This is a genomic window from Clostridium pasteurianum DSM 525 = ATCC 6013 (assembly GCF_000807255.1).
GTDB lineage: Bacteria > Bacillota > Clostridia > Clostridiales > Clostridiaceae > Clostridium_I > Clostridium_I pasteurianum.
Map to the genome: position 1 here is coordinate 3,283,118 of NZ_CP009268.1, position 12,763 is coordinate 3,295,880.

At 28.4% G+C, this 12,763-nt stretch carries 10 protein-coding genes, 1 pseudogene and 1 riboswitch; of the genes and pseudogenes, 1 reads left to right on the forward strand and 10 read right to left on the reverse strand.

The window, feature by feature from the left end:
• Window positions 1-287 precede the first annotated feature (287 nt).
• A riboswitch (TPP riboswitch) is annotated at window positions 288-392 on the reverse strand.
• A 213-nt stretch (window positions 393-605) separates the two neighbouring features.
• From CLPA_RS14850 to CLPA_RS14885, 9 genes and pseudogenes are all read right to left on the reverse strand, one after another.
• The gene (locus tag CLPA_RS14850; protein WP_003445412.1) at window positions 606-4,991 is read right to left on the reverse strand and encodes a hypothetical protein; all 4,386 of its coding nucleotides are present in this window, start codon (window positions 4,989-4,991) and stop codon (window positions 606-608) included.
• Complete coding sequence (locus CLPA_RS14855) at window positions 4,984-5,691, reverse strand: DUF6063 family protein (protein ID WP_003445414.1); 708 nt, start codon at window positions 5,689-5,691, stop codon at window positions 4,984-4,986. The genes CLPA_RS14850 and CLPA_RS14855 overlap by 8 nt, the downstream gene beginning before the upstream one ends.
• Window positions 5,691-7,316, reverse strand: a complete 1,626-nt coding sequence (locus CLPA_RS14860; protein ID WP_003445421.1) for a hypothetical protein — start codon at window positions 7,314-7,316, stop codon at window positions 5,691-5,693. The genes CLPA_RS14855 and CLPA_RS14860 overlap by 1 nt, the downstream gene beginning before the upstream one ends.
• A gap of 12 nt (window positions 7,317-7,328) precedes the next feature.
• On the reverse strand, window positions 7,329-8,336 hold the full coding sequence (locus CLPA_RS14865) for a Wadjet anti-phage system protein JetD domain-containing protein (RefSeq protein ID WP_003445423.1): 1,008 nt from the start codon (window positions 8,334-8,336) through the stop codon (window positions 7,329-7,331).
• 278 nt (window positions 8,337-8,614) lie between these two features.
• Window positions 8,615-8,992, reverse strand: a complete 378-nt coding sequence (locus CLPA_RS14870; protein ID WP_003445425.1) for a PH domain-containing protein — start codon at window positions 8,990-8,992, stop codon at window positions 8,615-8,617.
• A 432-nt stretch (window positions 8,993-9,424) separates the two neighbouring features.
• The gene (locus CLPA_RS20910) at window positions 9,425-9,559 is read right to left on the reverse strand and encodes a DUF2442 domain-containing protein (protein WP_003445427.1); all 135 of its coding nucleotides are present in this window, start codon (window positions 9,557-9,559) and stop codon (window positions 9,425-9,427) included.
• A gap of 195 nt (window positions 9,560-9,754) precedes the next feature.
• On the reverse strand, window positions 9,755-10,177 hold the full coding sequence (locus CLPA_RS14875) for a hypothetical protein (protein ID WP_003445429.1): 423 nt from the start codon (window positions 10,175-10,177) through the stop codon (window positions 9,755-9,757).
• 1 nt (window position 10,178) lies between these two features.
• On the reverse strand, window positions 10,179-10,856 hold the full coding sequence (locus CLPA_RS14880) for a SatD family protein (RefSeq protein WP_003445431.1): 678 nt from the start codon (window positions 10,854-10,856) through the stop codon (window positions 10,179-10,181).
• Window positions 10,857-11,013: 157 nt separating this feature from the next.
• Window positions 11,014-11,193, reverse strand: a pseudogene (locus CLPA_RS14885) (ATP-binding cassette domain-containing protein); the annotation flags it as partial.
• 435 nt (window positions 11,194-11,628) lie between these two features.
• Here CLPA_RS14885 and CLPA_RS14890 point away from each other — a divergent pair.
• Window positions 11,629-12,507 (forward strand): radical SAM/SPASM domain-containing protein, encoded by an 879-nt coding sequence (locus CLPA_RS14890; protein WP_003445440.1) that lies wholly within the window; start codon window positions 11,629-11,631, stop codon window positions 12,505-12,507.
• On the opposite strand, the gene CLPA_RS20920 is transcribed toward CLPA_RS14890, so the two are convergent.
• Window positions 12,466-12,741, reverse strand: coding sequence for a hypothetical protein (locus tag CLPA_RS20920; protein ID WP_003445444.1), 276 nt, complete (start codon window positions 12,739-12,741; stop codon window positions 12,466-12,468). The genes CLPA_RS14890 and CLPA_RS20920 overlap by 42 nt on opposite strands.
• Window positions 12,742-12,763 lie beyond the last annotated feature (22 nt).

Here is a 12,763-nt window from a genome sequence, read left to right on the forward strand (position 1 = left end):
AATTTATTTTCTAAATATGTCATATAGAAAATAAATCCATCACGAAAGCATAATTACAGCATAACTAAACAGCAATTTCCTATATGACAACATCATAAAGTCGGTCGAAGCTCAAAAGCTTCCTCTCACCTTGAAACACAAGTTCCCTCGCTATTTAGTTATATTTTGCCATACAAGCTAAGGATGCTCCTCTTCAGCTTGTGAAAGATATACTCTTTGAAGCATAAAAAATGGAATATACCAAATAAGGCATATTCCATTTATACTCATAAAATAACTAATCAAACAGCATAAATCAAATATTTCCTTACGTCGGCATTATCCGAATCAAGTTATGGGTCGAAGCTTAAACTTCCTCTCAGCCTGCATTACAAGCTCCCCTTTTGAAAAAAATTATATCACATAATTTTCCTAAATTCAACACAATCTCCAAATCTTCTGTAGATTTACAGTCACCATCAGCATTGCGCTTATAAGTTCCCTTATATGGATTTTCGTTCGAATATATAGGTCGTTGTTTGTAATTTGCTCTTGGAACATTTATTGTCAGAACATCTTTTCCTTCAATACTTAATTTCTGTATATTCTCATCAATTAATAAATTTTTAAAACAATTTAATTTGCTCTTCTATTTTAAATCTTGATGCTATAATTTCTTCCTTTTCTTCCTCACCTTTCGCATGTTCACTTTTCAAGTATTTAACACCACTTTTAAGCTTAGAGGATATAAGGTTTAAAACATAAATATTATCAAATCTATTGTATATGGAATCCCCTCCAAGCCCTGTAAAACATATAAGTTGAGTATTGCTCTTTTTAGCAATGTCTATTAATGGTTTTAAAAGATGGGCAGAACTTGTTTGTGCGAAAGGATTATCCATTATAAGCACCTTGCCGCTTTCCTTTCTACTGAAGATATCACTATCATCTTTTCTCATATAGGATAATAAGCTTGATAATATTACAAATGCTGAAAGGAAACCCTCTCCCCCTGAATTTTTCGAAACTTCATCCCAAGAAATCTGTCTCTGTTTATCCTCTTCTATTTTGTATAATTTAATATTTACTGTTCCAATTCCAACAACTCCATCATATAACTTATTTATATTGATATTATTGCTGATAATATCCTCTATATCTTCATTCTGCTCTAAAGCTTTTATGCTTTGCTCTCTTATTCTCTCAATATATTCCTTTAACCTTACCTTATAAAGCTCTTTATTTTCTTCCCAAGCAGATACACTTATGTTTAGCATTTTTAATCTTTTTGTTCCAATAGTTATGGATGAATTGCCATCTATCTTTTCAATATTCTCATGAACATCTTTTATATATTCTAATATGCTCTCTAATATTTTCCCCTCTTCTTTTTCTATGAGTTCAATGTCTGCCATCAACTTTTCCATAATCAACCCATAAGAATTAACAACTAAATTAAGCTGCTCCTTAAACTCTCTTGGTTTTCCAATTAAACTCTTCAGCGTCTGAATTGGCTCCTTAAACAAGCTTTCCTGTTTAAATTCATCCTTTATCTCAGTATCAACAACTAAATTTGTGAGATTTTTTTCTCTTTCATTTTCTTGTGCTTTTACATTATTTAAGTCTCTTTTTAGTTTTCCTACAGCACTATCTAATTCATTTAAGTCTATGTTTACATCAACTTTATCTGTAACATTTAAATTATTAAACTCATTCAAGCTGGTTAAATTATTTTCAATTTTTGCTTTAACTTTATTAACATCTGACTTCTTACTATTAGTTTCCACAATCTCTAATTTCAGTTTTTCTATTTCTAGTTTAAAATTTTTATCTATTAATAAACTCTTTGTTTTAGGCTCTTCCTTATTAAACTTAGCTTTAAGCTTACCCTTTAAATCTTCTAATTTACTTACAGCAATACCATGTGCTTTATCAAATTTATTGTGTTCATCCTTTAAATTATTGTATTTTTCATTTTCTTTTTGAAGTTCATCTTTTAATTCAAACTCCTTCTGAGTATCAAAAGTTTCATTAGTATACTCAACTTCTTTTACTTCATATTTATCAGCTTTTAAAATAAGCTCGCTATGTATCCCATTAAATTCTTCATTAAGCTTATTTATTTTATTTTTTAATTCTTTTTCTGAACTTGTAATATCCTTTGTCAAGGCATTATATTCAGATATTAAATCTTCCCTATCCTTTTCAATTAAAATTCCTGATTTATAAATATTAAACTCTGCAAGTCCCTTTGAAGCTTTTTCTTCTTCAATATTATAAAAATTAATCGCACTGCTACATTCCTTTATTCCTTTTTCAATATCGCTTATTCTGCTTTCAGCTTTTTCTATTTGATTATGTATTGCACTTAGGCCTTCCAGCACTCTCGCTAAAGAAATTTTATTCTTTTTATACTTTTCATAGGCTTCTAAAAGTTCTTTAAACGCTTTTGCTTTATCAATATTTTTTTGAATATCCTTCTCTAAAAGCTGTACTCTTTCTTTATAATTTTTTATTTCATCCTTAATGCTTAATATACTCTTTTCTAAAGCAATTTCTCTTTCTCTTAATTCAGAAGCTTCCACTTTTAAATTGCTGATTTCTTTTTTTAACCCTTCGTATACCTCTAAAGTCAAAGCTGAATATTTTATTATGTTTCTTTTTTCTTCGTAAAAAGCGATATTTTCACTCTTTTCATTTATCTTTACTTGTACTGCTTGTGCTTCTTTAACTTTAGCATCTATCAGCTTTAAAAGCTCACTTTCATTTAACAGTTTATTATTAAAGGATATAAAAAAGCTAATTCCATTTAAATGGGCAATGTCTCCATTCATAATATTAGTACTCGTCTCAAGCTCTCTTCTATTTATTATTGATATTGGAGAAGAAGTAAATATATCCAAAAGCTCTTTTTCAAAAAGTTCAATTTCCTTAGAGTCCATTATTAAGGAGTATGGAATAAAAGGATTATCCTTTACAAGCTTTTCGTTCTTTTCTAATGGATACCCATTTTTCTTTAGCCATTCCATTCCGTAAATTATACTGATATCTTTTTCTCTAAGTTTTTCTTCTATATCCTTAGACAGCTCTAAAACTTTGCCGGTTTTAAGTTTTATGAGCTCACTATTTAAATTATCAAGTAACTTTTTTAACTTTGCTTCATCCTCTTTTAACATTTCTATTTTTCTGTCAAAAGCATTGATTATATTTTCATAATCAAAAACCTTATCTTCCTCAAAATCAATAAACTTAATTATTTCCTTTCTTCTCTCTATTTCCTCTTCTGCCTTTTCAAATTCGGAATTTTTATTGCTCAATTTATTTTTAACAGCAGAGCTTTTTGCAAAATTCCTTAATTTTTCACTTTCCTTGCTTTTTAATTTTTCTTCATTCTGCAATATTTTTTCGCTGATATTTTTTCTTTCTTTATCTATCGAATTGCCTTCATCACTAATTTCTTTATCAATAATAAGCAATCTTTCCTCATCAAAATATGCTTCAATATTTCTGAATAAATTAAAACCACATCTGCTGTTAAAGCTTTCCTCTAATTTATCAAAGGATGAAACTTCAGCTGAAAGACATCCTTTTCTCTCAGTTAAACTATTTATTTCATTTCTATTAATCTTCAATAAATTATTAATAGACTCCTTTTCCTCTTCTAAATTTTTATTTAATTGAAGCTTATCTAATTTTTGTGTTTTTGTAATTTCTAGCTCCTTTTGTAAAATTCCTCTTATAGTAAAACCTAGATTATTAATATGCGGTGCATTGTCTTCATTTTTTTTACTAAACACAGCTAATTCAATTTCATTTTCTTGGAGTTCTTTTGAAATTTTTTGATACTGTCTATGTATCTTTGCACACTCTAATATGTTTCCTTTTCTTATTAAACTATTTTTCCTACACTCACTTTCACTGACTAATTCCTGTTGTTTTATAATATCTGCTTCTAAAGTATCTATTTCCTCCTGCTTTTTATAAACTTTTATAGATTCTTCTTCATACTGCAGCTCTATAATTTTATCATTAAGACTTTCAATTAATTGTTCTAATGCTGCTTCTTCCTTTTCTTTATCTTCAAGCTTTTCTCTTAAATATGCTATTACATTTGCTATATAATTTTTTATCTCTTCTCTTTTTTCAGTAGTATGTATAAATTCCTCACAGCATGTAAGTATATCCTTAGACAACTCATTAAATAATTCAAGCTTTGCTTTTTTATCAATATTTGCTTTGTTCTGTCTGTACTGCTTAATGTAGCTGTCCAGCAGCTGCCTGTAATTATCAATTCTATCCTCATCAACCTTCAGTTTATTTTCTACAGCTGGCAAAAACCATTCTTTAACTAATCCATTGCTATCCTTAGATTTAGTAAAAAGTTCTGAGAGTCCTGATTCCTTAATGTTTATCTGCTTAATTATAGTCTCCCATTCCCTGTAATTAATCTTATATTCCTCTAACTTGTTAAAGTAATTTTTTGTGGTTACAGGATTATTCATATCATAATAATTAAACTTTAACTGCCTATCCTTTTTCAAAGCTTCAAACAAACTTTTGCAATTAGTAAAGCTCTTTATTATTTTTCTTTCATTTTTTTCTTCAACAATAGGGATACTGTTAATGTCATATTCATTTTTTTCTCTGTACTCATGAATAAAGTTTATAATATCCAATCTTTCTTTAGAGTTTTCATCAGAAGCAGCTTCCCTTTTTCTCACCATCATACCTGTTAATAAATAACCTGCTCCATCATCAAGCTTCCATTCTATTAATATATAAGTAGGAACTCCCGATGTAAAATAACTTTCAAAGGCTCTGTCTTTTGTGTTTCTATATCTTCTATTAACAAATGGAGCCATAATCATTTGCACAAGTACAGATTTTCCACCGCCATTTCTTAAATTAAGCATAGCATTTTCGCCATCTAAATAAAATTTTTCATCATCTATTTTCATAGTATTGTAATTATAATTCAAATTTACAAACCTAATTTTATTTATCTTACTCATTTATCTCTTCTCCTAAAGCTTTTAGCACCCTATTGTAATTATTTTTATTTAAAAGGTTCCAATCCATAAAACTATCCAGCTTTTTAGTTGTTTTAATCATATCATCGCCTTTAATATAGTAAATTAAACCTTGGCTATCCAAAAAATCTAAAATTGCATTTATAAAGCCTTCTTTTGTGGTCTTGGACATACTTTTCTTTTCACTGCTTTTTAAAGCTTCAAACCTCTCAAGTATATTTTCATAGGCAATTCCACTTTCTTCATTATTATGTGATCTTTCAATACCATCCTTTAATCTGTCAGTAATAATATTTAAAAATTCACCAACTTTAATGTACTCTCTGGATTTACTGGTAACACTTTGAGAATTATAAAACTCCACCAAAAGAGTTAATATAACAAATTGCGATAAATAATAATCCTTATCATTTGCTCCAGATTTACACAGTATTTTTTTAAGCTCACCCTTTGAATATCCTATAAAATCATTGTCTTCCTTTGGTATTAGGTATACTACTCCGCCGTATTTTTTAACATAACATTCTGAAGCTTCTCCCAATTCTTTAACAAGCTCAGTTACATTTTCATTTTCAGAGTAAATTTTGTAAAGCTCTTCCGCTCCTTCTTTCAGTTCACCATGCTTTAATAAATGATAAAATATTTTATTGCTTATTTTAATTTCTTCAGTAGTATATGCCATTATAACCTTAAGCCTCCTGACTTTATAATCTCTATAGAAATATCCGAGCATATGAAGTTTTTTATATCTCCATTTTCATTTCTTAAACCTTCTAATTTAATATCCTCATGGTCTAATATTTTTTCAACCTTTATCTTTGTTATTTTCTTAAAACTGTTATTAGCATCTATAATTTCTAAAATACTTTTATTAAGCTGAAATTCTATTTCTCCAGATTCAACAAAATTTTTTCTTTCTTCTCTTATTTCAGCTATATCTATAGTTCTATTTTTTAACATTTCAATAATCACTTCTCTGAATATCTCCACTGTTGGTATCAAAGTAATCATTAATGTTTCACTTTCCTTTATTAAAGAATTAATTTCCCCTAAAGAAATTTTATCACGTCCAATTGCCAGCTCTAAAAATATTTCTATTACACCTTTATACTTTTCCAGTCTTTCTAGCTTTTTCTTATTTTCAGCTTCAATTAATCCCTCTTCATCAAAGGAAATTTCCTCATTCTCTTCTATTTCAGCTTTTCTGATTACCTTTTGATATTCTAAAGCTTTATTTATATTGTAATATTTTTCCAGATGCATTTTAAATAATGGTCTTAAAAATATATCAATATCCTCTAATTTATTTGGGTTGTCTAGTATTCTATCATATACTTCTTTCCTAAAATTAAATCTTTCAATTAATGACATTTTCGAAATATTTTCAAGTTCTTTTCCATAAACATCCTTTAAATCAAAATGTTTTTTTAATACTCTTTGATCTTCATCAATAGTTCTACTTAAATATTTTTCTATTATTCTTAGATTATTAAGATTTTCTTCTTCCTCTTTATTTAATTCTTTAATATGTATATCATGCTCAATAAACTCATTAATTTTTTCATTTACCATTTCTCTGTGAATAATAAATTGTTTCTTAGTATTATTTAAAATATCTATATTCCCTTCCATCATGGACTTATAGTCTTTAGTTGAATATGCAAGTGGATTTTCCTTTATCTTTCTTATGGCATCCTCCATACTTTGAACTCTTATTCTAAGCATATTAAATATATTTTTAATATCATCTGCTGCCTTATCATAAGATGCTTTTTCTAAATGCATTTTAAATACAATTTCATGAATAGTAATTTTTAAATTTTCCTCTATTTCTAAGGTAGATAAAAGCAGTGAATATCCATCATCCGTCAGAGAGTATGACACCCTTCTTACCCCTTCAATATATTCCATTTTATTTTTAATAAAATTTATGTTAATATCTTTATATTGTCCCTCTTTAAAATTATAAGCTTTAAAATACATGGCATTACCTTCGTCACATAAAATTGTATTAACTATGAATTCCCCTAAACCCCTGCATTCTTCATATATAATCCCCTTTTTAAAATGGAGATTGTTAAGCTCATCAATAAAAGCAGCTATATGATCAATAGTACATATTTCTTCCTTTAGGGATTGCTCCATTATGTAAAGCAAAACTGAAAATATTAAATTATCTTGTTCATAGCCCTCTTCAAAACCATACTTTTTCCAAGTTCCCTTAGCTATACTATTTCTAAAAAGCAAAGCATAAGCACCAATTTTTTTCATTCTAATATGCTGCACATCTAAAAAGCTTAAATCCATGTTAACCTCCAGCTATAAATCTGTAATATTCACTATCTCCTGCGGTATATAGTAACCATCTTTCAGCATTTTTTCTATTTCATTTCTGTACTCTTTATCAAATTCCCTTAAAAATATTTCACTAATATTTTTATTTTGACCTTCTTTGGTTTTTGGTAAACAAATCGACTCAGCTTTTGCCTTATCAATCATTTTCTTATATCCCTTTATAAATGGTATCATATCATATTCTTTACTAAATAGTTTATATAGTCCTTCATATATGACTATTCCCTCATAATCTAAATCACCAAAGTATAATATTGTATTTCTACTGTCAGAAACATAATCTTCAACTGATATTTTATAATCATTAAAAGCTTTGTTAATATTTTTTCCTCCCCCATATATTAAAGTGCTTATATCTTCCCCTAAAATATTTTCTCCACCGCCTATTAAATGCCTTCGAATTGTATAGTAAGTATCCTTATTTTCTATAATTAGAATCTTCTGAGGTGTCTCTTTAGATTTTGAATAATATGCTAAAGGTTCAGAGGTATCATAAAAATTTAGTTCCTCTAATTCCATTCCTAAATTTTTAACAATAGTTTTTCCGCCTTCCTTTTGTAAAAATTTTTCTCTTCCCCATATTTGAAAAGATCTTTCATTCATTGAAACAGGTTCACTTAATAAATGCTGCTCATTTGTAATAAAATCACTTAGCTTAAGTATATATTCCCTATGTTCTTTATACTTATCTATATGTTTTTTATAATATTCAACACTTAATTTAATTGAAAGCTTATAATTTATTTCATCAAGCAATTCACTATTATCTGCATTTTTCTCTAATATCTTATATTTTTTATACAACGTTGGATTCTTACCATTCCCACCACTGCTTTTCACTGGCAAAAGTCTTTCTTCTTTTATTAAATCTGATACTACTCCGCATAAGTCATCATAAGTTTCAGTTTTATATATTCTTTCGATTTCATCTAATTCTATGACTTTCTTACTATAACTACTTAAATCCTTCATATTCCACCTCAAATTTTTTTGTTCATTATCTAAAGATTTAAATGTTGTCCAATACTCAAAAAGAGGCTTAAATTCACACTTAATTCCTCTTTTACTTTTGTATTTTAAGTCACTGTTATCCTTGCGAAGAAGGAACGACTGAACTTGCTATATTTATATCATAATCTTTCCTTTTTATCCTTTATTTTCTCAATTAACGTTAAATTATGATACCATGGAATTTGTACAAGTACTTGTTGCACAAATTCCACATCATTTGATGCAATATAAATTTCAGACTATCTAAGCACATAGCTAGCTAATGATTTTTGTATGCCATATATATTTTTATCATTTTTAAATTGCTTTTCTATGGGCATTTGGGTTGCGCTTATCCATATTTTTAACTCTGAGTCTAAATCAAAATTACCAGCAGTTTCAACACTAAAATGAGTAATACTCTTATAAGGAATTGAGTGATATTCTACCTTTTTCCCTGTTACTCCTTGTTTGTCTAAAAGAATAAGACGTTTATCGGTAAATACAAACAAATCCCTTATTAGCTTATATGCTTTTTCTACTTGTTCTCCCTCTACTAATATCTTTTCAAATTCTCTCTCCACGTGTTTAATGTCAATTTCTGATGCATTGCCCATAAGTCCACTTAAAATTCCCATTTAAAATCACCTCCTTAGTTTTGTTAAAATTTTTTATTAGATTTATGTAATCATTTGGTAATTAGCATATATAGATTTAGAATGAAAATTCATCCTATGGATATCTAATAAGTTAATCCCACTAAACTCTGATTTTCTCTGTGAATAAATAAGATTTATTTATAAAACTAAGCCAAGTATATAGCATAAATATAGCTCATTTTAAAATTGAATATTTTTAAATTATGCCTTTATTATATTTTAAAAAATACAACTTATAAAGGTCTAGTTTCCTATTGTCTTTTTGAGCATCTTTCAATTGTTATTTATTTCCAGATACCTTAACCAATAGATTAGTTATCTAAGCACTGGAATAACTATAAAAATATCCAGTAGGTCAGTTGAGCCAATGCATAAAATCAACTATAGGCACATACAACACTATACCCTTCTTTAGTGGTGTCTATGCAAGGTGTGGACTACCATTAAAGGTTTTATATCAAATATTTTCGTTTCTCCATTTGTAAAAGTTAATTTTAAACTATATTCTTCTAAAACCTCTACACTCATTATATCTGGGCTTTGCATAAAACTTTCCCTCCTACTTTATATTTGTTTTGGTTCAATTTTTTGAATAAATTCTCCCGATAAGGTATGGAAAGTGCTTTAGCCATTGGAAAAGAAAGAACCTCTCCCTAATTCTTACCTCTCTCTTTCGTGCCTATCATAGACCATTTTAAAATATTTTTGTTATCTTCATATACCTTTCTCAATCCTTTATAGTTAAAATTTATACCAACTCTCTCTTATTACAACTGAAACCACAATAACTATAAATGTACTAATAAGGGTACCCAGTAAATAATATTCAGCAAAGTCTTTTTCTTTAGATATTCTGTCATACCTTGCTATGGATTTAGCCGTTAATACCAATCCTATTGCAGAATACTGCCCTATTGATATAAATATCAAAATAATAATCCTTTCTACTGTACCAATAAATCTTCCTGCATTATTATCTTTTATCTTTTCATCTTCATTAATTTCTGGTTTATATTTAGCTAGCAACTTTGAAATAGCTATATTCGAAGGCTTATGTATTATTAATAAGGCAAATATCCATGAAACCATAGTCATCTTAGATATCCCAACAATGTTAAAAAATTTCGAAAATGTACTATAAAGGCTTATAGGATCATTAAACATATTATCTCCTTATCTCTTCTAATGCTTTTTCAATAGCTTCAACCGCCTCTTTATAGGCATAATATTTTCCATTTGCAAGACTCTTCTGAACAGACGGTTGTTTAATATTCAGCCTTTTAGCAACATTAGTTTGACTATCCTTATGTTCCAATATATCCCATATTATCTCTCGTTGTCTGTCACTCCAATCTTCTTTTATAGCACTAATTAATGACAATATTGTATTAATCATTAATGTAGTTGACTGATTGTCACCATCCACTTCTATTCTGATATCAGCTGGGTTAGTTTGCTTTCTTTTCTCATTTTGTTTTAAATATTCTATTGCAGCCCTCGCCTTATAATATCCTGGACCATCAGCTCCTAATGGCATCTCCTTATTAATATGTGTGGTTATATCACCAACACCTACACCAAATCTTATTTTTACAGGATACATTTTCCTTTCAATCTCTGAAATAATATTCATTACATTAGCTCCACTGTATAATAATCCCTGAAATTCATCTCCTAAGGTTATCATAAATTTTGATGAAATATCATTTAAATAGTACTCATTAATATCATTTAAAACTTCTCTCAATTTTTCTTGTACATAATTCCTATCTGCTATTTTTTTTGATTCCTTTATATCCCCTATTATAGCTATATATGGAGTGGTAAAAAAGAAAAAGAACATAATTAACACCTCCAATTCTTTATTATATAGCCCCAAAAACGAATAGTCAAATATTATTCATTTATAAACGAATAATATTTGATTATAGCTATATATATGTATAATTTAACATTATTTAATGCTCTATACTTACATAATATTACAAATTATTGTATCATTTTATAGCATCTCGTGCACATTTAATTTGAAAATTACTATCTTTCCATGAACCTATTCTTGCCACCATTTCATCGGTATTTATTCTATTTTCAGTTTTATTCATTTCATAGTAAATTGACTTATATATTGATGTTTTCCCAGCACCATTCACACCTGCAAATATAGTATATGCCGCCATTATTTTTTACCTATTACTTTTTCTTGTGCCTTTTGTAATGCCAAATCAGATAAATAAACATAAAAATCCTGTTCTTCTTTTGTTTTTGCCTTTTCAAACAATTCTCTTAGATCCTTATATGAATATATAAGAAACTGCTCATATAGATTGTTTTGTTTATTTTACCAAAACACAAGTCTTATGTTAAAAATAACGAGGAGATGACTAAAAGTCAGATCCTTGCTAGCTGAACTTAAAGCATTAGCAAGGAGAAACTTCCAGTTTCCACCATAGAGTCAGTCCCTATAGTGAGGACTTGCCCAAACTTGCTGCATAAATTTATACTCTTGCTAATATCAATTATATTTCTTATAATGTGATTTGAATAATAGTATTATTTTTTAAAGATTCCTAAAATCAATTTTATTGATTACCCAACGTGAGGAGATTTTACTAATGAAAAAATTTAAGAAGACCTATATAGAAATAACTAATGCTTGTAATTTAAATTGCGAATTTTGCCCTAAGTGTGAAAGAAATCTGGAATTTATGAAAATTGAATTATTTGAAAAAATACTAAGCCAAATTAAAAATCATTCTAAGCATATATATTTTCATGTTAAAGGAGAACCTTCCCTGCATCCACAACTAGGCAAATTTTTAGATGTGGCTCACACCCATGGTTATAAAGTAAATATAACCACAAATGGTACACTTATAAAAAATTCAAAACATACGCTGCTGAGTAAACCTGCCCTTAGACAAGTAAATTTCTCACTGCACAGCTTTGATGCCAATGTAAAAACTACTACTATGGAAAAATACCTAGATGAGATTTTAATCTTTGCAAAAGAAGCCTCAAGGAATACAAATATCATTTCAGCACTCAGATTGTGGAATCTAAGTGAAGACAACAATATTAACCTTAGTAAAGAGAAGAATAGATATATCCTCAGACAAATAGAAGATGCTTTTAATCTAGATTATATGATAGAAGAAAAACTAGCTCAGCAGAGAGGCATAAAGCTTACTCACAACGTATATTTAAACCAGGCTCCTCGTTTTAATTGGCCTGACATAAATGAAAGTGAAGATAGTTTATATGGCTTTTGCTATGGCTTAAGAGACCAGGTGGCTATTCTAGTAGACGGTACCGTAGTTCCTTGCTGTCTTGATGGTGAAGGTGTAATTAATTTAGGTAATATACAATATACTCACTTTGAAGACATTATAGAAAATGAAAGAGCTAACACATTATACAACGGATTTTCCAATAGAAATGTAGTTGAGCCTCTATGCCAAAAATGCGACTATAGGAGGAAGTTCAACTCGTAAAGTGAGACATTTTATTTTAACTTTTCTATATACTTTATGGTATAAATTCATTAAGGAAGCTATAATGCTATATTTATTATAATTATAAGCTTCTCCAATATTACTTTCATAGAAAATATTGTCACTTATTTTCTTTATATTTGAAGAAACAATTTGCGACAATTGTTTTACATCACCCACAATAACTACATTTTTGCAGCATGCAAGAGCTAAAGATGCTGTAACTTTTATCATATTACTCAGATAATTTAGATGA

Excerpts from the sequence above, each read along its gene's own strand:
- CLPA_RS14850 (WP_003445412.1), bottom strand. The coding sequence starts at position 4,991 with ATGAGTAAGATAAATAAAATTAGGTTTGTAAATTTGAATTATAATTAC.
- CLPA_RS14855 (WP_003445414.1), bottom strand. The coding sequence starts at position 5,691 with ATGGCATATACTACTGAAGAAATTAAAATAAGCAATAAAATATTTTAT.
- CLPA_RS14860 (WP_003445421.1), bottom strand. The coding sequence starts at position 7,316 with ATGGATTTAAGCTTTTTAGATGTGCAGCATATTAGAATGAAAAAAATT.
- CLPA_RS14865 (WP_003445423.1), bottom strand. The coding sequence starts at position 8,336 with ATGAAGGATTTAAGTAGTTATAGTAAGAAAGTCATAGAATTAGATGAA.
- CLPA_RS14870 (WP_003445425.1), bottom strand. The coding sequence starts at position 8,992 with ATGGGAATTTTAAGTGGACTTATGGGCAATGCATCAGAAATTGACATT.
- CLPA_RS20910 (WP_003445427.1), bottom strand. The coding sequence starts at position 9,559 with ATGCAAAGCCCAGATATAATGAGTGTAGAGGTTTTAGAAGAATATAGT.
- CLPA_RS14875 (WP_003445429.1), bottom strand. The coding sequence starts at position 10,177 with ATGTTTAATGATCCTATAAGCCTTTATAGTACATTTTCGAAATTTTTT.
- CLPA_RS14880 (WP_003445431.1), bottom strand. The coding sequence starts at position 10,856 with ATGTTCTTTTTCTTTTTTACCACTCCATATATAGCTATAATAGGGGAT.
- CLPA_RS14890 (WP_003445440.1), top strand. The coding sequence starts at position 11,629 with ATGAAAAAATTTAAGAAGACCTATATAGAAATAACTAATGCTTGTAAT.
- CLPA_RS20920 (WP_003445444.1), bottom strand. The coding sequence starts at position 12,741 with ATGATAAAAGTTACAGCATCTTTAGCTCTTGCATGCTGCAAAAATGTA.